Raw genomic sequence first — 20,498 nt, 5'->3', positions numbered from 1 at the left:
TCAGAGACTACCTGAGGAGGGATTTCAAATGCGCCGCGTCGTGGTTTTGTTTCTCTTTGTCGCGTGCATGAGCACGCAGCCTTGGGCACAAGAGGTCAAGCCCAACTGGCCCATTCCATCGGAACTCAAATGGGAAACCATCAACGGATATCCCATGGCCTACCGAGATGCGGGCGAAGGTGTGCCCATCGTTCTGGTGCATGGGTCGACTTCTGATTACCGCATTTGGAACGCCCAGTTCAGCATCTTTAGTGAAACTTACCGGGTAGTCGCGGTCAGCCTGAGACACTTTTACCCCGAACGTTGGGATGGCACTGGCGCCGATTTTTCAATCGAACAGCACGCCCAGGATGTCGCTGCGTTGATCACAAAATTAAACCTCGGGAAGGTGCATCTCATCGGACATTCGCGGGGTGGCGCGGTTGCAGTCGAGGTAGCGAAATCGCACGCTGAAGTCGTTCGATCGCTAGTGCTGCCGGACGGCAGCATTGAGATGGCGGTGCCTGAGACTGCCGAGGGCAAAGCAGCCGGAGATTTCACACAAAAGCTTATCAGAACCTTGCAGGAAAACTTGAAAACCGGAGATTCGGCCAAAGCTGCGGAGGTCTTCATTGATATGCTGAGCGGCCCTGGCACCTGGCTAAGGTCTCCCGAGTCCATGAAGGAGATGGTTCTGGCAAATATCTACTCGGCCTTGGGGGACAAACACCGCCCGATCAGTACTTGCGCCGACGTCAAGAAGTTCGATTTTCCCTTGTTGCTCATGACGGCTGACAAAAGTCCAAAGAAATTTGAGTTTCATGTACGATGAAATGCGGAAGTGCCGGGAATTTCCTGCAACGGTGGTGGTACCCAATGCAGCGCACGGTATGCAGCGGCTGAATCCGGTCGTCTTCAATCAGGTCACGTTGGAGTTCCTGTCACAGCATTGAATTTCGCGTTGATCGGCTGTCCTCAATCGAACAATGGCGGCTTCGGGTCAAATTCTGATCAACGCATCGCAATTCGCAACAACGGTGCTATTCGATCACCTCTTCGACGCGAGCAAGGATGGATGGCGGGATCGTAAGACCGAGCATCGCGGCGGTCTTGAGGTTTAATCTCATCCCAAATTTGGTCGGCACCTGAACCGGAAGCTCTGCTGGGTTCGCGCCGCGGAGAATACGATCGACGTAGAGGGCGGCACCAAGAAACATGTCGTCGTCGACGGGGCCATAGGAGAGCAGTCCACCCTGTTCAGTAGGAAGCGTTCGGTCCGACACCGCAGGCACATTGTATTCGGTCGCCAGCGATATAACCGTTGCGCGATGGGCAAACATAAATCCATCCGATTGGACGACAAGTCCTCCTCCCGGTTCGCGTCCAAGCATCGCGATCGCCGTTTCAATTTCCGCCTCATTGCGTACCGATGCTGTGACTGCCACGAGGTTAAGCGATCGCGCGGCGGCCTGGAATGACGGCAAGAAATATAATCCGCCTCCGGGTGCCGTATCCGGATTGAACATAATGGCGACCCGTTCAACGGCGGGCGCCATCTCCTTGAGGAGCTCTAGAGCCATTTTCCCCCCATTGTGGATTCTAGGTTGATGAAACCGGTGATATTTTTGCCAGGGCGGGAGAGGCTCGCGACAAACCCAGCGCCTACCGGATCGGAGACTGTCACAAATACAATTGGAATCGTCCGCGTCTCCCGGTGGAGTGCAGCGGTTGCTGGGGTTGTGGATGCAAGGATCAGGTCGGGTCCCAGCCCAACCAACTCTTTAGCGAAGACCTGCGCATCCGATCGACATTTCCTGCCGCCCAGCGAACGTCCAGCCGGATATTGCTACCTTCTGTCCAGCCCAACTCTTGAAGCCGCTGTGTCGACTTGGAGAGAAGCAGCTTTGCTACAGGATTGTTTTCATCCCATCCAACTAGGATGCCGACCCGCCGCATGCGCCTCTGTTGTGCGTGCGTAGCGAGCGACCACGCAACGGTAGTAGCCGATCCACCGAGAAGAGCAACGAACTCGCGCCGCTTCATCCGATCGCCTCGTCGGCGGGCAAGAAGTGCCCGTTGCGGCTAAGCATACCAAAAGACAAGATTCTGCATCGCAGCAAAATACGGCGGCCGCGCAGTTGGGTCAAAGGGTGAAGAACTCAACCTGAGCAAATCTAGTCCGCTGTGCCCCACTGAGCGGGCCTTAATGAAGTGCGCCCCTACTTCTCTAATGGGCCAACAGGCGACGTTCGTTAGCTGGCACGGGGACCTTTGAAGAAAGGTCACTCTGCTGACGACCCTCAACTCGACGCGAACAGCCAATCGCATTGACCGATTTGCGCTATGGACAGTCGCCGACTGAGCAGCGACACCCTGCATGTAAAAACCTTGCGGCGCGGCTACGGAACAACGTTACATCTAAGAGATTTGCGGAACGAAACGGGTCGTCAGTCTTTCTCTGGCTTTGGGAGGTGCCCATGACTTCTCTTGCCATAGAAGGCGCGTGTGCGTTTGCTTGGCGGAACTACTTGCTCCTCCACAGCGGCATCAGCGAGAACGATAACAGGCGTTCCGCCCTTTATCGCTACGTCGCCAGCCTTCGTGATACCGGCAAGGATGATTTCGATCTCTTGCAAGTAGCGGCAGTTGCTTACTTGAAAAAATTGGATGAATTGCATGACGACCGATGTGCGAGACTCGCTGCGGATCACATTATGGCCGAGTGTTTAGAATCACGCCGTGCACGGACCCGACACTTAGCTTTAGGTCACGTAACACCAGAGCGAAGGAGCGAAGCATGCCAGACAATATCTCTAACGCAAACCGATCTGCGCGCGACCCAGAAAGGCGCATCACAGCAGCAACTGCAATCGGCATGAATGCCCTGAAGCCGATTATGCACTTCCAGGTCTCAATGCTGAGGATGTGGGCCGACAGCATCGAGAGGTTCGCGGGCAATTACGAAAAGGGGTTGGAAGAAACCGCGACTATTGTCGAGGAACAGTCAGACAAGCAACGTGCCGCGTAATGTCGCGAATGAGATTAGGCGGAGTCTGAGTTGGGTCAATCGTGTCGGCTCGGTCTCCGCTGACCTCTTCCGCCACTTCCGGACGCCCGCATTGCAACAAGAAAGCCTATGCGGTTGGTGCGGTGAGCGCTAGCGCCGCCACCGCATCCGCTATTCCCGCCGAATCTGCATAGGTAACCATGTGACCGGCATCCTCGACCAGATGTAGCACGGAGCGGGGCAACACCTCGTGCAGGCGGCGCGACTGGTCGGCCTCGATGAGCCGGTCACCTTTCCATGCAGGATCCTAACGGGAGACCGGATGCGCTGATACTGAAGCTGCAGCTGCGCGGCAGCTGGAATAAGGAACGCGCTCTCCTCGGCGGCCGCCCTCAACTGCTTGGGCCGGAGAGCCAACGAGGTCGGAAATTCGTTCTTGAATTTCGTTGGAATGGCACGCGGCGCGAACAGCGTGCGCATCAGCTTCGGCGTAATAGCCCACGATATGATCGGTGAGATAGTGTAGCGCATCAGATCCCTGAGCAGCGCCAGTGCCGGACCTGACATGAGCCAAAAGTCCATCCGAGAGGTTGGAAAATAGTAGCCGGACACAAGCACGAGCCCACTCACGGCATAACCGCTTCGCAGCGCCAGCGCGATTGCCACCAGCGTTCCCCAGGAATGGCCGAGCACCACGGGATTGCGCACTCCAAGCTGATCAAGAGCCTTCGCGAACAAGGAAGCTTGCGTTGTGGCCGTCCAGATGCGCGTACGCGGACGGTCGCTGTAGCCAAATCCTGGCCGGTCGAAGCAAACGACGCGATAGTTGTGGGGCAGTCGGTCGACCAAACCGCTTAGGACGAGATCCTGAATCATGGTGCCGTTCCCGTGAAACAGGACCACGCAAGGCGCGGCGGCATCGCCCCGTTCGATATAGTGAAGGCGCACTCCGTCGCACTCGTTAAAGACGCCAACCGGGGGATTCTTTCGCTCCGCTGCCACCCGAAACGCGATGTTGCCGAGGATCAGAACGACAAGTCCGGTCAAAACGATCAGCAGCACGGCTTCAGCTGTGGACATGGTGTCAACCTATATTCGCGACGGCGGGTACCTCGGATCGGCGGCCCCGAGCCAGCTAAGAGCCGATGCTTCCGCTCCCTCGTTGTGAGCCGCGCTCTCCAGCCGAAAGCAAGCAACCGCGATCGGCGCGTGCGTGATCCGCATTTGCGTCCATCCTTTGCCGCGGTACAGCTTGCAGTTATCGTCCCGGCAGAGCCGTGAGCTCTCGGGGCGGATTGATGCGCCAGAACGGATGTGCCGCCAGTTCTTTCGAATGCTGCCCGAACATACCGACCCGTCTTTCTGTAAACTCCGTAATGACGCCGAAAAATTCAGTTGGTGACCTGATCGTCGCAAGTCTGAGGCCGAATTCAAAAGCAAATTGCGCGTTAGCCACGGCTATCTCAAGAAGCTTCGCTTGATACGCCTGCATGTTTGGCGTCGCTAAAGCAAAGCCTTTCGTTGGATCGCTGTCCGTCATTCTCTGACTGAGGTCATCTGGTACGGTATCCACCCGAGGCTCAATGAGAGGAACCTCGTGTTTAGGGTCATCATGAGGCCCAAGAGGCGGTTCAATCGAGACTGCCGCAGCAGAACGAAGTAAATCCTCTTTCGGGCTTCGAACAATGGCCTGCTTGTTCCGTTGGGCCCGCGCAGCCATTTTCGGCTTGCGGGCGCGCTTCGGCGCTGTCGCCGGTTTGCGTTTGCTCATCTGACGCTCCAAGAAAATCGGGGTGCGACCACAACGGTCATTTCTGAAAGGACAACAGGCTTTGTGACGTGGCGTTCCAAACCCGTGCATTGTTGGAGTCCCGCATGAACTGAGATCAATCGCGCGTTCTGCGATGTCGACGATGATTTTAGGTAGCAACTCCAACCAACAACCGTCTGGCTGGCAATCTTCCAGACTATGCTCAACGGCGTCAGTCTGAGAACAATCAGCCCTCCGCGTGTTGGGCTCTCCAAAGACCGCTTTATCGCCGACGTTCTCATCACGGACGTCAAGCTGCCCGGAGGCATCGACGGATGGCTGATCGCCGAACGTTGCCGAGAGGATGATCCCAAACTCCCGGTGATCGATGCGACCTGTTTCTCGCCCGTCGCGCCCCGCGCTGGCGGATAGAGGCCGGTTTCGGCGACGCCAAGCTGATCCGGAAGCTCGGCGACGTGCTCGAGGACAACCGGAGCGCCCTGTGAAGCCAGACTACCCACCGAGGGAATGCTCGAGGAAGAAGCGCAGCATCTCCCTCGCCGCATCCGGCCCTTGCGGATCAGTGTAGGACCCGACGGGGCTGCCGCCTGACCACGCGTGTCCGGCGCCATTGATGGTCCAGTGTTCGGAGATCGCCCGACCGGCGCCGTCGATCAGGACGGTGCGAGTATAGGCATGCCCGTGGGGTACGCGTCCGCGAAGTACCTTTGTCGTCGGCCTCGTTGCCTTGGCGGACTGCTCAATAATCTGATCGCCATTCTTTGGATGCACCGTAGTGTCGCGATCGCCATGGAAAACGATGGTTGGCACAGAAATTTTGCTATCCGCAATTGCCTTGAAGCCGCCTCCCTGCCGCATGGCGACGAACGCGGAGGGAAGATCGCTCGCGGCCCCGCACGCGAGGCCTGAATGAATTCCGACGGCCGCGTACAGGTCGCTATACGTTGCGCCCATGATGGCGGCGGCGGCCCCGCCGGCGGACAGACCCGCCACGTATACGCGTTTCGGATCGATCGCATGGTCGCGCATGATCTGGCGGGTAATGCCGACGATCATCGAGGGCTCGCCCCCGCCGCGGCGCTGGTCGCCGGTGCGAAACCAGTTCCAGCACTTCGACTGGTTGGCTCCGCTCGGCTGCTCAGGATAGACCACGAAGCAATTCTGCTCTTCCGCCAGAAAGTTCATCCGGGTGCCGGCCGCGAAATCGTCCGGCGACTGGGTGCAGCCATGAAGCATGACGATCAGGGGAAGCGGTTGTCCCTGACAGCGGCTTGGGATGAACAGCTTGTAAGTCCGGCTTCCCGCGGCGTTACTGAAGGCACCGGCGATAAACCGTGTGCCCTCGGGCACGATGTGCGATGGGGACAGAGGAGCGCGCGTGATCGGACTTCGCAGGCCGAGCCGTGAAAAATCCCGCATGCCGTCGAGCGGTAAGGAGCGTCTGCGTCGAGCAGAGCGGGCCGGGAATATCTGCGGAGCTTCCCGCTCCTCGACTTCGTTGGCCGTGGCGTCGATGGTAAGCGGATCGAGCCGCGGGAGCCGAGCCTGAGAGGCGCTGTGAGACTCCGCTCTTGGAGCGCTACCGCCCTCGAGCATGCGCTGCAGGAGCGCGGTGGCCTCGACCAGTTGGCCGGCGCGCGTGAGGCGGGTTGCTTCGCGGACTATGTCTTGATTCAGCATCGTTCACCTCGTTCTGTCGGCGAGAGCGGCCTTGACCGCGGGAGTGGCGTGAAGGGCCCCCAGCACCGAGACCGACGCGATTGTGGCGCGAGCCAACTCGGGAGTGACGTCCTGGGCGATGGTGGCTAAGCCCAAAACGTTGATCTGCAGCATCTCGCCGGCGCGCCGCGCCGTTTCGAGATCCTCGCGGGTGTAACTGCGCAGACCGAGGTCCAGGCTCTTCCGGGCCGTGGATTGCCTCACGACGTCTGCATGACGTTCGAGCTGGTTCCGGATGGCGGTCCGAATGAAATCGGTCCGATTGGAATAGAACCCCTCCTGCACCATGAGATCGACGTGACCGAGGTCGACATAGCCAAGGTTGATCGTGATCTTCTCGGTGTCGGAAGCCTTGGGACGCAGCTCATGCACATTCTCAACCATAGGCTAACATCCGTGTGGATGGCGTATGGATGTTATCTAGATCGTCCCGGGCAACTTTCAAGGATCGAGCCGGAGAGACCCGCGCCCAAGAGCGCCAGATCTGAGAATGGGAGCGTCACCCGTTTGGATCTTGGCGTCCATCCGGCGAGCACGCCGCTTGCGCTCCATGGCCACTGGGAATGCATCCGATGACCGTCGAGCAGTTCGCGCAGGCGCGCCGTCACGTCGAGAGCGGTCGCCGCGCCGTCGAGCGCCAGCCAAAGAGCGATGGCCAGGGCCGGCGCTGGGGTAATCTGTGCTAGCGTTCTTCAACACATGGTTGGTTTTGGCGGAGGCGATTGTGAGGCGACGTGACTTCATCGCACTCCTCGGCGGCGCGGCGGCAATCCGACCACTCGGCGCGCATGCGGAGCGTCCGCCAGAGCGCATCCTCTATTTCACATACTCCGCTGGCTACCGGCATGATGTCATACCGCTTTCTAAGGCAATCCTGACCCAGCTCGGAAGCAATTCGGGTGGCTTTGAAGTCACTGCAACGGAAGATACGTCGGCATTTTCTACCGAAAACCTCGAGCGCTACGCAGCGGTGATGTTCTACACAACCGGAGAACTTCCGATGAGCGACGCGCAAAAGAGAGCTCTTCTGAACTTTGTACGCTCGGGCCGCGGGTTCCTCGGTGTTCATTCGGCGACGGACACATTCTACACTTGGCCAGACTATCTCGATCTGGTCGGCGGCTACTTTAATGGTCATCCTTGGCATCAGGCCGTGAAGATCGAGGTGGTTGATCCTGGCGATCCCCTGGTGGCTTTTCTCGGGAATTCGTTGCAAGTCGAGGACGAGATCTACCAAATCAGCGACTTCGATTATCGTGGATCACGCGTGCTCCTGCGCCTCGACCCAAGCTCGGTGGACCTTGGCAAGGCCGGCGTACATCAACGATTCTATGGCTGGCCTCTCACCTGGACCCGATTCTATGGCGAGGGACGAGTATTCTATTCGGCGCTAGGCCACGAGCCGTCAGTTTGGCAGGACGGCCGCTACCAGCGAATCCTCACGAACGCTATCCTCTGGTCTGTGCGAAGGTCGCCCTCGTAGACGCCGCGGCACTTCGCATTTGCGCTACCGCCGGATTCGTAGGCTGGTGTCCGTGCCAGAGGTTCGGACGTCTTGGTCTGCGACTTCCGCTCCGGGTCAAAAAGCAGCCTACGCGCCTATGCCCCCAATTGGCCGGCTTAGGGTCACAAGCCGCCGAACTGAGGCCAGGCTGCAAACTTCTGGTCTACCCCTGCGAGCGGACATGCAACGACACCCCGCGAACGGAAGCGATGGGCCAAGAGCCGACGTTAGCGAGCACGCCGCTGCGATCAATTTTAAGTCCTGGCTTTCCATCCGCTATCCAGCACCGCCAGCGAGGCAATCAGTTGGAGCGCCGGGAGCGCGATAGCTTGGTAGTAGCGGTTACAACCCTGTCGTATGCCTCAAGGGCAGCGTCGGTTGATAGTTCGATCATCTCTCGGAAGCGTGCATCGCTCACCTGCGTGAAGCTTTGTCTTATGGCGTCGGTGAGTTGATCATCGCTGACCGATTGCTCCTTTGGAGTTGTTCGCCCAGTGAGCTGACTGAATAAGTTCAGCCGGTAGGTGTCTGCCGCAACTTTCCAAGCCCAGTCGTGCAGGTGCACTGTCTTGCGCATGTTTCCAGCTGCCCAGAACGGCTAATCACTCGGTCAGAATATCCTCACACTTTTGAACATCAACTATGATGTTCTCATCCTTTTAGGGCAGCTAAGCAATGGCTCAAAATGCGAAGAACTCGCATGAGCAAATCTAGTCCGCCACCGTAACAATTCAGGCGCGCTAGTTCACGTCCATCGCCACGAATGGCCCCCGCTGAGCAATCTGTATCTCCGAAAGCAGAGAAAGGGAGTGTCTGCCAGCGGCGCCTACTATCAGCTTCGCATAAAGCCTTCGCACTCGCCTTCAGCCCAGGCGAGCGCCGTTTCCATCTTCTCGCCGCGCGCATAGCGCAACGCTAGCTTGGTCATTGTCGCCCGCGTATAGATCTGCTCCGCGATTTTTGGCGGGGCCGGCCATCCCGCAACTGACAGCTTCTGATGGTCGAACGGATTCGCATAGTGATAAAGCGTCCCCTTCGGGGGTCCTGCTTCCGCCCATACGGACAGTGCTGTCAGCTTCTGGTAAGCTGGTAGATCAAAACCCGTACTGGCGACCACAAGCCTCTCGATCGAGGATGGCAACGACAAATGCGCAATCAGGCTTTTCGCTGCTTCCTTGTTCTTCGAAAACGACCACATCGTATAGAAGGCAGGAAGATAGGGTGCGAAGCGACCCTTTGGACCCGCCGGCATGCCATGGGTCCACAATTGTTCGGCCAATCGCGGGGCGTCGCGCTTCGCAACAGCCCACGCGCTCGGCGGATTGCAGATGAGCGTCCCTTTTCCGGCGATCAGCCATTTGTTGTTGGATGCATCGTCCCATGCCCCAACGTTTGGCGGAAGGAAAGCAAGCAGCCTCTTGTAGAATTCCAGCGCCTGCCGTACCTCATCCGTCCTGACGGTGATTTGACTAGAAGCGTCAACAAGATTCGCACCGAATGACTGGAATATAGCTCCGGCGGAAGACACGCTGTCGTTCGTGTCACCCAGTCCAATCCCGAACGGGAAACCGGCCTTGTGGCACGCTTCCGCCGCCTTCAGAAACGTATCCATCGTCCAATCTTCGGCCCTTGGCGCTGAGCCCGCTGGATACATCGCCTGCACGTCGATTTTGGCGTGCTCCTTCATCAGGTCTATGCGCGAGCAGGGAGGCTGGAGTTGGCTACCTTGGCAGGCTGGCACGCCGATCCACTTGCCGTTAGCTTGGCCGAGATATCTGACTGTTTCGTTGACTTCGCCGTTCTGTTCGAGAACCGGCCCCATCACATCGTCCACTGGCTCGAGCAACTCTGCTAAAGCGTGCGGCTGCCATGTCCCTAGGCGCAGGATGTCGTGGCCGACTTTCGCTTGGGCTTCAGCTTGCCCGGTCAGGAGCAGCTTGTTGCCCTGGCTCGTGATATAGTCGATCTGAACGTCGACCTTTTCTCTCTCTGCCCATTCGCCCACGACTTCGGTCGCGGTCTTATTCGCGCCGGGCACCCAGTGATCCCAGAAACCTACAGTCAGTTTCCCGCCCGCATAAGCGCCGCGCACATAGGGCGCGGTCATGAGCGCCACAGATGCAGCGACCGTACCTCCAACCAATTCCCGTCGCGAGAGCTTGGACATTTGCTTCTCCTGCTCAGCTGACCGTTGGCCTCCTTGGTCACGATGCCCTGGAGCGAGCGCTGTTCAAGCTGGAAGCCTACGTCGCTTGACAGTTGGCGAAGAGGCAGCGTGTTCGTAAGCCAATTCAACACGTGAAATCGTTTTGGGGCAAGCAACCTCAAACGGCAGCGGCACTGCCCTTAGGTATGCTGACAACGGGGAGTTTGAATAGCGGTAGGCAGGACGTCGGCTTCGGGTCACAAGGCGAAAGAAATCAAACTGAGCAATTCTCGTCCGCTATGCCTCAGTGAGTGAACCTCGCGGAGGGATGCCGCCACTTTCGCCGATGGGCCAGGAGCGGACGTCGCCCGCCTCTCTCGATCAGCTCGTCGCCTCTGAGCTAACCTTGTTGATGGCTGTGGCATTTGACGCCGATTCTCGCTAACATTTCAAAAGGTGCCGGTTCAGACCGGTGACGCTTCACGGCGGGAGAATCCCTTGAGCCGCGAACACCTCTTGCGACGGCTAACAGCCATATTCGCGGCCGATGTCGCCGGTTATAGTCGTTTAACGGGCATGGACGAGGAAGGCACCCACGTCCGGCTGAGGGAGCATTTGCGGGTCTTGATTGATCCAACGATTGCCGCCTATCGCGGGCACATCGTCAAGAACACCGGCGATGGCCTTTTGGCCGAGTTCAATAGCGTTGTGGACGCAATGCGCTGTGCGATCGATGTTCAGCGTGGCATGGCGGAACGCAATTCGGACGTACCAGCGAACAATCGAATTGAGTTCCGGATCGGTATCAATGTTGGCGATGTTATCCAGGATAATGGGGACATATTCGGCGACGGTGTCAACGTAGCAGCGCGTCTCGAAGCGATTGCGGAGCCCGGTGGCATTTGTGTGTCGGATGATGCCCACCGACAACTCCGCGATAAACTTGATGTTGTGTTTGATGATGCCGGCGAGCAGAACCTCAAGAACATTGGACGTCCGGTCCGCGTTTTCAGAGTGAGAGATCTTGCGGCAGCAAACCAAAGGCCCACGTTGGCGCTCCCTGACAGACCCTCGATTGCCGTACTATCTTTCCAGAACCTGAGTGCAGATCCAGAGCAGGAGTATTTCGCAGATGGCGTCGTGGAGGATATCACGATGGCGCTCTCTGCCCTTCGTTGGCTGTTTGTGATCGCGCGCAATTCGAGTTTCACGTACAAAGGCCGGCATGTGGACGTGAAGCAGGTCGGAAGGGAGCTAGGAGTGCGCTACGTGCTGGAAGGCAGCGTACGCAAAGCTGGAAACCGCATTCGTATCGCCGGTCAGCTGATCGATGCCGAAAATGGAGCACATCTCTGGACGGACCGTTTCGAGGGTGCGCTCGAAGATATGTTCGATCTACAGGACCATGTAACCGCCAGCGTCATTAGCGCTATCGCCCCGAAGCTGCAGGTTGAGGAGATCAGACGTGCCAACCGCAAACCAACCGAAAATCTGACTGCGTACGACTATTACCTGCGCGGACTGGTGAAACTTCGCCGCACGACAATGGAAGCGAACCGCGAGGCGCTTGCGCTGTTTTGCAGGGCGATCGAGCTCGACCGTGGCTTGGCGTGCGCCTATGGCATGGCCGCGTGGTGCTACGTGCAGCGCAAGGCGCGTGGCTGGATGATCGAGCCTGAGCAAGAGAGTGCCGAAGCTACGCGGCTGGCCCGGAAAGCCGTGCATCTCGGTGGAGATGACCCTGTCGCGCTGTCTAGGGGTGGGTATGCACTCGCCTTTGTAGCCCAGGAGTTCGACGACGCCGCGGCGCTCATGGATCGGGGACTGGCGGTCAGTCCCAACTTAGCCGAAGCTTGGACGCTTAGTGCCTGGCTGAGAGTTTGGAGAGGTGAGTCGGACCTGGCACTTGAGCATGTTGCGCGTGCCATGCGCCTGAGTCCGCTCGATCCGTCCATGTATGGCATGCAGGGAGCCATGGCATATGCTCATTTTCTCGCGAGCCGATGTGACGTGGCATCGTTATGCGCCGAACAGGCAATGCGCGACCATCCCAAATTTCTGCTGACGATCTGCATTTCCGCTGCCAGCAAGGCGCTTGCCGGACAGCTTGAGCCAGCACAGAAAGCCATAGCACGGGCGCTCGAACTTAACCCTGACTTGCGAGCCTCCACTCTCAGAGATCTAGCGCCATTCCGCCGAGCAGAGGACTTCGCCATGTTCGCCAAGGGTCTTCGCAAAGCAGGCCTTCCGGAATGACGTTGCTGCCTCGACTGCGAACGAAACGGCCCCGATAGGCGCACGTCCGAAACGGGTCACAAGCCGCCGAACTGGCGCCCGGCTGCAAACTTCCGGTCTGCCCTCTTGAGCGGACATGCACCGACGCCGCGTCAATGGAAGCGATGGGCCACAAGCGGGAATGCCAACGAGTAGCTCCTTGCTCAAGCCTCATCGCGCAAGGAACGGGTGAAGTTCACTCCCTTCAGGGCAGCTAGCTACAGCAGCCCTTGCCGTTCTCTTGAACCGGCGGACAGGGAACGGTGCCGAAGGAACAGAACACGCAGCAGTCGCCAGCGAGCGGCTTCAGGCGCTCGCCGCAGCCTTTGCAGTCATAGAAGAACTGGCAAGCGTCGGTCGGCATGACCTCGGCAGCAGCGTGACCGCACTTGGGACACGTGATCGTGGAGTTCAGGATCATTTACCTTCAGGCGCGTGGCAGGCACCGAGCAAGGAATTGCCGGCGAGCCTTCTTCCGATCGGTCGCCAGTTTTATCTTCTCTCTCAAAACGAGGATTTCGGAATATTCCTTTTGGATCTCTGGGGGGATGCGAAGTGCTTCAAGCTGCTGGGCGGTCAGTTTTAATATCGCGGCAATATGCGTACTCTGGATGTGGTGCATGGGATCGATCTCTTCGTCAAGGTCAGTGCTTGGAGAGGTTTTTAGGAGGAAGCCCACCATCCGTCGGGGAATGGCTCCAGCAAAGTCCAATCGACTTGGTTGTCGTTGTCATGCGGGCTGACAGCTCCTGCATTCCCCCTTAGTGGCGCGTAGCGACGGAGGCGAACAGACAAAGCGACCCGCTCACGACGTCGAACGCGGCGCGACGGAGGATGTGTCAATCGTAATAGAGGCACACCGCGGGCGCTTCGCTCAGCTTCTTCGACCAGAACTCGAAGATCTTCCAACTCTGAGAGCTGAGAAGTAAGTTCGCTAAGTCGTTCGGCGTAAAGGATTGCGCGAGAGCCTCGCATAAATGTCCTCCCCAGCACAAAAAAAGCACTATCAGGATGGCGTCAGAGCAAACAGCGCGAGTAGTAAAAGTAGAAGATTACCACCGGTAAATAGCGGATTAATACGTCAGGCTCACTGCCTCAGGGTTCGCTGCTCAGTGCGGTCGATGACCGTTGGCGAAGCAGCTGCCCCCCTGGTGAGCCGCGGGAAAATCTCGCTACTCCCCAAAGGGCAGCTCGATGCGCTGGAGTCCCGCTTTGGGTCAAAGGCTGACTTCGACACCTGCTTGACCTGAGGTCGGCTTATCTCCTGAAGGCAGACATCGCGGGCCTGTAAGCGAAGGTCAGCAAGCAGCCATGTGTTCGGCCTTCCTGTGCGGTACTCATGACCGCTGGCCATAATGCCCTCCGCGGATCTTGGACCGCTCATGCCGACCTTCGCTTAACTTCCTGTCTATTGTAGTCCTCAATGGATGGTCGATCGCAAATCCAAGTTATGGAAGAAGTCGGCCTTCGGTTGATTAGGCTCGCTCCAGGAGCCGCGCACGCAAGCAGCGCAACGTTCGCATTTGTACGATATCGAAGCCATTAGTTTGCAAGTGAGCGGAGCGGAGGTGGCGTCGACTTCTGCCTCTTTTGAGAGAGCGAATCCTCTCAACGCGCTGAAGGCTCGGGCTCTCCTCGGCCAAACGGCTCGCTTCTGCATCGCAACATCGCTGATAACCACGTTTCCGTTTTTAATCTATCTTTAGCGATCTACTAAGATTTCCGGTTTCAAGGTCGTCTCAAATGGGAGACGACCCATGCCGTTGATCAAATATTTCGGGTTTGTCGGCATTACCCTTGTCCTATTGCTGATCGGATCGGGGTGGTGTTTGGCGCGAGCAAGAACGGAGATTCACCGGACATCCCGCGGCTGGCGAGCCTACTCGAGATTCTGTGGCAGAGGTCATGGCCACCCGGTTCCAATGTGTTAGTTTGCGGCGAGTGATAGGTTGTCTCTAGCTAGGCTTTGCGGAGGCATCAGACATGAAGCGGCGCGAGTTCATAGCCGCACTCAGCGGCGCTGCGGTGTGGCCGCTGGCCGCTCAGGCGCAGCAATCTAAAAAGATTTACCGGATTGGATATCTGACGGCTAATTTGAGCAGCTATCCTTGGGTAAACGGCTTCGTTCGCGAATTAAGCAATCGCGGCTATTCGGAGGGCAACAATCTCACCATCGAATGGCGGGAGGCAAAAGGACATTCGGAACTTCTGCCCGAGATGGCTGCCGATCTCGTCCGGCAGAATGTGGACGTGATCGTGGCTGTGGGAAATTACCCCGGACTTTTGGTGCAGAAGATTACTGCGACAATTCCCATTGTCGTGCTCTCGAGCCGCGGCGGCGTTGAAGCCAAATTATACTCGTCTCTTTCACATCCTGGCGGGAACCTTACGGGCATCGACAATCTCTCGCCTGATCGCGATGTCAAACGTGTCGAGTTCTTGAAAGAAATTGTTCCACAACTCTCGCGGTTGGCAGTTCTTTACAATCCGCTCCCCTCTTACGCCAGCAATCATCTCAACAGTATTTCTTCGGCATTTGAAAAATTGGGAGTTGAAGCGCAGCCGTTTGAAGTTCGTTCACCGCCGGAATTTGAGCTCGCGTTTACTTCAATCCTGCGCAAAAGGCGGGATACGATGATTGATGCAATGACTACTGTCACCGATCCGATGTTCGTCTTTGATCGCAAGAGGATTGTCGACTTCGGAATAGAAAACAAAATCCCGAACGCCCATGAATATCGAGAATGGGTGCAGATCGGCGGACTGCTTGCCTATGGTCCGACAATTGATGGAATATGGCGCCGGGGCGCATATTTCGTTCAGAAGATCCTCAACGGCGCAAAGCCAAGTGATTTGCCCGTCGAAGCGCCGAGCGAATTCCATCTTGCCATCAACCTCAAAGCTGCCAAAGATATTGGCCTATCTGTTCCTCAGCATCTGGTCGCGAGGGCTGACGAGTTGATTAAAGCAGACCTACGCTAAGCGCTCAGCGATGTCCGCTCATGACCACCCATTGCAGACCTCCGGGTTGAAGACCGGTAGCATTCCGATGTTCTCGAAGGTCAAGGCGCTCGGCATCGATATCCTGCGACGCTGCTCGGCGGCGCCAACGAGGTGATTGAATAACGATCTTCTGCGCTGGACGAGTCTGCAGTTGGGCCCTAGCAAGTTGCCGCATCGCAATGACATGTCCGTGTCGGAGAGACACCGGAAGCTTTCGACTCAGGGCGGACCGACGCGAATGACCCAACTGCGACATCCGCACGATCTATGATTCCGCCAAGGCAAATATAAAAAGCCCCGGCGATGCCGGGGCTTGAGTTATCGGGTTTCGGGAAGATCAATATTTACCGAGGACTTGACCACCCCAGTTGAAGCGGTAGTTGATGCGAGCGGTGACGAGGTCCACATCTTGGCGAATAGCGTCAGTGCGGAATACGCCGCCGACCGGGATGACAGCAGCACCCAAAACACCTGTGGACGTGAAGCTGTGACTATGATTACCCATGAACAGGTGATCGTACTCGACCGCAACCGACCAATTCGGTGCGAATCCGAATTCGAGGCCCGTTCCGACGACACCACCCCAGCGTGTTTCACTCGCCGAATCAAACAGCGTGCCTGTGGCAGTCACCGTACCTCGGTATTTGTCGTCGGTCACGGCAGCTCCACCCTTCACATACCAAAGGACGTTGTTCCAGGCATAGCCGACCTGGCCTGTGAACAGGCCGAACGCTTCAATCTTGGAATTGTTGGTCCAGGCGGGAATGAAACCGCTAACATTAGATCCCTTCAAATCAGCCCAGTCGCCCTGCGCTTCGAGACCGAACACCCAACCGGCGCTCTGCCAACGGTAACCAATCTGACCGCCTACCACTCCGCCGGTCGCATCGTGACAACCTTCACGGAAGGTAGGCACGACAGTTGCACCGGGGAAGTTCGTAATATCCCAGCACTTGTGGCTCGATCCCCAACCGCCATTGGCACCGATGTAGAAGCCGCTCCAGTCGTAGATCGCAGCCATCATCGGGGGCGGCGCCTTGGTGTAGGGACGTGCAGCCAAGTCAGCGGCCGACGCGGGAGCTGCCACGCCTAATGCTATTAGACCAGCCATACACACCAGAAATTTCTTCATGGCATTTCTCCATCTCCATCGCTTTTGATTTATCTGAAACGATAAATGCACCAGCGACCATTTATGAGTTTGTTCCGGCAGCAACGCATGATTTAGAATTCCACCTCGAACGATAGACGATCAGGGCCTTGAGAATCCGTGCCCTAAATGCAACTCCTGGTTTTTAAAATTCGGCCCATAGGGCAAGCCTTCTGACCTTCCAAAGCAGGTGCGAAGACGTGAATGAGTCCGGAAGTGGCCCAAGCAGCCTTTGCCATTTCGGCTCAGAGAGCTGGACCGGACGTTTGCAGTGGAGCGCTAGGCTCACGCTTTTGCACTGACCGGACATTGGCGCTGATCAATATCTTAGGCCGGTCCCGACGCGCGGCCAATCGGCGAGACGGACGGCGATACGCACCCGCAGCTCAGCTGGACAGAGCATTACTGGCGAGCTCGACGACGGAACCTCGCATTGTTGCTGGCCTTCCGGCAGCGAGGATGGCGGCCATTGCCGGGTTGCCCTCTGCTTCCAGCGCCACGATAGCTTGTCGGGCCCAAAGGTAAGACGCCTGAAAAATCTCCGTATGGCGGTCGAAGTCCGTCACATCGATCCCTAGCGGACAGGGCGGGCGCATTACCAGATCGAGTGGTCTCGTCGGCAACGTGTCGTAGCGCTGATGCGCCACGAGGCTTCGCCACAGCACGTTGACGGCACTCGGCGCGGCGGGAAGCAGCTTCTTACGAAACGGCATCAGCATTGCCGCGACCAGCTCGAGCCGTCCGGGCAACGCATCATACGCGACATCAAACAGCTCAGCCGCCGGCTCGCCGAAATGCACAACCAGATTGGGGCCACTCTTTAGTTGATGCATCGGTGCGAGCGGCACATTGTCGATCAAGCATCCATCGACGAGCATCGCACCTTCTGGCGTGTAGAACGGCGGCAATAATCCGGGAATTGCGCTTGAGGCACGCACCGCCTGCCACAGCGATCCTGAGCGGATCAATTCCAGATTATGGGTCGAAAGATTGGTCGCGACTGCCGCGAAAGGTCGCCAGCAATCCTCGATCCGGCAGTCGTGGCCGAATTGGCGGGCGAGCGCCCGATCGAACGCCTTATGATCCAGCAAGGCGTAACGTGGCCAGGTTGGCCGCCGGAAGCTGCGACTCCTAACGAAAATATCGTGCGTGCCGCGCTCAAGATCCTCTGCTTCGAGGTTCTTTGCGAATCCGGCCGCCATGGCAGAGCCGACACTGGTGCCGATAAAGATATCGAATATCACGCCAAGCTCGCGGAAGGCCTTGTAGACCCCCACATGCGCCGATCCAAGGCTTCCGCCGCCGCCGGCGACGTAGCCAATCGCGCGACCCGACAGGAATCGGACTAGACTGTCGAAATCAACTTGATCCCCCAGCGCGACATGGTGATGCATGAAGGAGGGCAGCCGAGCAAGCCAGGCCGCGGTTCCACTGACGTGACTGCTCCGTCGATCATGTACGCGAACGAGGCGTCGCGCCGACCTTGGGTGAACCTCGCAGGCAAAAGTCTCGACCTCTGTTAAGGGTCCCACCGGCGCATCGCCACGGCACCCGAACACAACCATGTCGGCCTGGCGGATGGCCTTGCGTGTCCAGGCATTGGCATCGTGATCTCCGAGGTAAACTACCAGCGGCGCGGCGTGTTCTAGTCTGTTGAGCCATTCAGCGACATCGGGCGCATCCGGGGCTTGCCCGGGAAACTTGGAATTGACGCGGGCCACATCGACGATCTCCGCATCAGTGGCGGCGAGCGAATCGCGCATTCGACGATCAAAGGCGCCAGGCAACAGCTCGCGTCCACCTGCGATTAGGGCCACCGTTCTGGCCCTTGGCGACGAGCGAAGCGGCGCGAGGCGCGCCGTCTCCTTGCCAAAACGGAGCGCGAGCGCCGCAAGTACTGCCTCAACAATGGCAGGGGCGTCCCTGGCAAGCTTCTGGTAGGCTGCACGTGTCAACACGAGCACACTGGTGTCGCGGATGGCAATTACATTGGCAGTGCGCGGGACATTTGCAAAGAAGCCGATCTCGCCCACCAATTCGCCGGCACGGAGCTCGGCTAGAGGTTCGAGCTCGCCATTTCGGCACACCGCTAGCGCACCGTGCAGCACCAAAAACAATGAGTCCGAGAGGCCGCCTTGGGCAACGAGCCTTTCTCCTCGCACCAGATCGAGGCGAACCATTGCGTTCAGAGCCGTCATCCGCTGTTCCGGACTGAGCGTTCTGAACAGAGCGAAGTCCTCAGACACGTTCCCCGACGCAAATGTCGCGCTCACTTCATTCATTGGCGACATCCAATTCGACTGAACGGCCCTCATGTTAATGCCGGGTCGCCTCGTCTGCCAGAATGAATATAAGGGTCAGCGCGCCAGCTCTTCGCAATGCATTTATAGAAGCACCGCAACATAGATTGTGAAGCTATCCTGCCTCTAAGACGCTGCAACCTCGGGCGCCTTTCGACTTTCACAGACCGCCTCGGTTCGCTGCGGCGCTTGAGTCTGCTTGCTATCTGCGACCTCGGAGACCATCGGCTCATCGGCCGCTGTTGGCGGTCCGGACATCAGGCGGCCAGCCGCTTAGCCGGACCGGGACTACATCAGGGCCGCAGCGTCAGCTCCTGTGACGTGATCGGGCGTATGTGCCACGGACACGGATAGCATCCTTCGCAGCCATCCGGATCTGCTCCCTGGGCGACGGATTTCCACGATCCTATCAACCTGGGTGTTGCCAATCTCGTTATCGTTCGCCGGCATCCAGGCCGAGGTCACCGGTAGCGCAGCGTATTGTTGCAACCGACGAAGGTCTGAGCGCCGATCTGCACGGGCAAGGCGGGACTCGAGTGGGGGTATTCTTCTTCATGGAAACCTCGACGTGGTGCTTATATCTGGCCTCTTCAGCGGCTCGGCTTTCGCCGCCGCATGCTAATGGCCAGCTCTTCGAAATCCGTACGGCCGGCGAATTTTTCTGGAAGTGTCGCTAGCAAAAATAACCTGGATATCTGCGGGATAATCTCCGCCAATATACGGCCGGCGCGCGGGGCGAAACTTCTGAGAGCCTGAATCACCCCTCCCCCTTCGGCGCCAAGCTCGTCCACGCAACATCGTTCGCGACCAGATCATCGACCATCGCATCGTATCGTCACGCGCAGTCTGAATGTCTCCACAGCAGCAACCATCGCCTTGACGCGTTTCGCATCCTCGGGCGGCACGGCCGCACACACCGCCACTGATGCCGCGCCCCTAGCATCCTCCAGACGACGCCGAACAATTTCTAATGCGGTCTCGACGTCGGCCAGTTTTGCGCGGGGCCGCCGCTTGCTTGCTCAGCATCGGCGCGCTGTCGGCCTCGTCAACGTGCAACTCCGCCACTCGAACCGGTACCATTCGCCCAGCGCTCCCCGCCCACCGAGCTGTTTCTGAATATCACGGCGTTCGCGTTCGGACGCGCGTCTACAAAACACTGGCGGTCAGTTCAGAAACTTCACAGCGAGACGGCGCTCATCACGCCATACAACCGAGCAATCAATATTCAAGCCAGCACTTGGAACGCGCAGGCCGAAAGCCGCGGGCACGAAAGGCGCGCTATCGATTTGGACGATTGCAGAGGAATCCGTGAGATGGCGGACCTTGCACCGCACAGAACTGCCGTCGACCAATATCTGCGCAGCATAGACGTTACGTCGCCGCTGGTTCGCCACGTCTCGCAGTCTCCCCCGCTCTAGCGCGCGGGAGATGTTGATCGGCGATTCCAGTCTCAAATGAGGCGCGACCATGGTTTCATTGCTAGGCCGCGAGCTTTTTCTCCATCGCAGCCAGCGCCTCCAAGGCTAGATCCTGCGCTGCCACGGCTTTGCGCTCGCCGACCTTGGTATTTCCTCAGCTATTAGCGGCGGCTATCTCGCGGGCTGTCCGGCCATCTAGACTAGCCTCCAAAACCGCCGCATGGACC

16 protein-coding genes are annotated in these 20,498 nt (G+C 58.0%); 5 read left to right on the top strand and 11 right to left on the bottom strand.

Going from position 1 to position 20,498, the window contains the following annotated elements; all coding sequences use genetic code 11:
- The first annotated feature begins 28 nt into the window (after positions 1–28).
- The gene (locus IVA74_RS23990; RefSeq protein ID WP_247348742.1) at positions 29–811 is read left to right on the top strand and encodes an alpha/beta hydrolase; all 783 of its coding nucleotides are present in this window, start codon (positions 29–31) and stop codon (positions 809–811) included.
- Between the two features lie 208 nt (positions 812–1,019).
- Here the strand turns inward: IVA74_RS23990 and IVA74_RS23985 are convergent, their stop codons facing one another.
- Positions 1,020–1,559, bottom strand: coding sequence for an ABC transporter substrate-binding protein (locus IVA74_RS23985; RefSeq protein WP_253075630.1), 540 nt, complete (start codon positions 1,557–1,559; stop codon positions 1,020–1,022).
- Between the two features lie 1,217 nt (positions 1,560–2,776).
- Here IVA74_RS23985 and IVA74_RS23980 point away from each other — a divergent pair.
- A complete protein-coding gene (locus IVA74_RS23980; RefSeq protein ID WP_247348740.1) occupies positions 2,777–3,007 on the top strand; it encodes a hypothetical protein in 231 nt (76 codons plus the stop codon).
- 150 nt (positions 3,008–3,157) lie between these two features.
- Here the strand turns inward: IVA74_RS23980 and IVA74_RS23975 are convergent, their stop codons facing one another.
- The 4 genes from IVA74_RS23975 to IVA74_RS23960 form a co-directional block, all read right to left on the bottom strand.
- Positions 3,158–4,066 carry an alpha/beta hydrolase gene (locus IVA74_RS23975; RefSeq protein ID WP_247348738.1) on the bottom strand — a complete coding sequence of 303 codons (909 nt, stop codon included), beginning with the start codon at positions 4,064–4,066 and terminating at the stop codon, positions 3,158–3,160.
- 178 nt (positions 4,067–4,244) lie between these two features.
- Positions 4,245–4,757, bottom strand: coding sequence for a Phasin protein (locus tag IVA74_RS23970; RefSeq protein WP_247348736.1), 513 nt, complete (start codon positions 4,755–4,757; stop codon positions 4,245–4,247).
- Between the two features lie 492 nt (positions 4,758–5,249).
- Positions 5,250–6,437: a PHB depolymerase family esterase gene (locus IVA74_RS23965; protein WP_247348734.1), complete on the bottom strand. Its 1,188-nt coding sequence runs from the start codon at positions 6,435–6,437 to the stop codon at positions 5,250–5,252.
- Between the two features lie 3 nt (positions 6,438–6,440).
- Entirely contained in the window at positions 6,441–6,860 is a 420-nt protein-coding gene (locus IVA74_RS23960) for a CopG family transcriptional regulator (RefSeq protein ID WP_247348733.1), read from the bottom strand.
- Positions 6,861–7,200: 340 nt separating this feature from the next.
- Between IVA74_RS23960 and IVA74_RS23955 the strand changes: the two genes are divergently transcribed.
- Positions 7,201–7,959, top strand: a complete 759-nt coding sequence (locus tag IVA74_RS23955) for a ThuA domain-containing protein (protein WP_247348732.1) — start codon at positions 7,201–7,203, stop codon at positions 7,957–7,959.
- A 322-nt stretch (positions 7,960–8,281) separates the two neighbouring features.
- Here IVA74_RS23955 and IVA74_RS23950 read toward each other — a convergent pair whose 3' ends face one another.
- Both IVA74_RS23950 and IVA74_RS23945 read right to left on the bottom strand, forming a co-directional pair.
- Positions 8,282–8,557: a hypothetical protein gene (locus IVA74_RS23950; RefSeq protein ID WP_247348731.1), complete on the bottom strand. Its 276-nt coding sequence runs from the start codon at positions 8,555–8,557 to the stop codon at positions 8,282–8,284.
- A gap of 255 nt (positions 8,558–8,812) precedes the next feature.
- Positions 8,813–10,147 carry an extracellular solute-binding protein gene (locus IVA74_RS23945; protein ID WP_247348729.1) on the bottom strand — a complete coding sequence of 445 codons (1,335 nt, stop codon included), beginning with the start codon at positions 10,145–10,147 and terminating at the stop codon, positions 8,813–8,815.
- Positions 10,148–10,624: 477 nt separating this feature from the next.
- On the opposite strand from IVA74_RS23945, the gene IVA74_RS23940 reads away from it, so the two are divergent.
- Entirely contained in the window at positions 10,625–12,382 is a 1,758-nt protein-coding gene (locus IVA74_RS23940; protein ID WP_256467658.1) for an adenylate/guanylate cyclase domain-containing protein, read from the top strand.
- A gap of 232 nt (positions 12,383–12,614) precedes the next feature.
- On the opposite strand, the gene IVA74_RS23935 is transcribed toward IVA74_RS23940, so the two are convergent.
- Together IVA74_RS23935 and IVA74_RS23930 are read right to left on the bottom strand one after the other, a co-directional pair.
- Positions 12,615–12,821, bottom strand: a complete 207-nt coding sequence (locus IVA74_RS23935) for a GDCCVxC domain-containing (seleno)protein (RefSeq protein WP_247348727.1) — start codon at positions 12,819–12,821, stop codon at positions 12,615–12,617.
- Between the two features lie 6 nt (positions 12,822–12,827).
- The gene (locus tag IVA74_RS23930; RefSeq protein WP_247348725.1) at positions 12,828–13,082 is read right to left on the bottom strand and encodes a hypothetical protein; all 255 of its coding nucleotides are present in this window, start codon (positions 13,080–13,082) and stop codon (positions 12,828–12,830) included.
- Positions 13,083–14,383: 1,301 nt separating this feature from the next.
- On the opposite strand from IVA74_RS23930, the gene IVA74_RS23925 reads away from it, so the two are divergent.
- Complete coding sequence (locus IVA74_RS23925; RefSeq protein WP_247348723.1) at positions 14,384–15,382, top strand: ABC transporter substrate-binding protein; 999 nt, start codon at positions 14,384–14,386, stop codon at positions 15,380–15,382.
- A 358-nt stretch (positions 15,383–15,740) separates the two neighbouring features.
- Here IVA74_RS23925 and IVA74_RS23920 read toward each other — a convergent pair whose 3' ends face one another.
- Together IVA74_RS23920 and IVA74_RS23915 are read right to left on the bottom strand one after the other, a co-directional pair.
- Positions 15,741–16,535: an outer membrane beta-barrel protein gene (locus IVA74_RS23920; RefSeq protein ID WP_247348721.1), complete on the bottom strand. Its 795-nt coding sequence runs from the start codon at positions 16,533–16,535 to the stop codon at positions 15,741–15,743.
- Positions 16,536–16,939: 404 nt separating this feature from the next.
- Positions 16,940–18,835 (bottom strand): cyclic nucleotide-binding and patatin-like phospholipase domain-containing protein, encoded by a 1,896-nt coding sequence (locus IVA74_RS23915; protein ID WP_247348719.1) that lies wholly within the window; start codon positions 18,833–18,835, stop codon positions 16,940–16,942.
- Between the last annotated feature and the right edge of the window lie 1,663 nt (positions 18,836–20,498).

Origin of the sequence: Bradyrhizobium sp. 132 (assembly GCF_023074185.1) — a bacterium.
In the GTDB taxonomy this organism is placed as follows: Bacteria; Pseudomonadota; Alphaproteobacteria; order Rhizobiales; family Xanthobacteraceae; genus Bradyrhizobium.
This window is presented reverse-complemented; position numbering and strand designations above follow the sequence as displayed.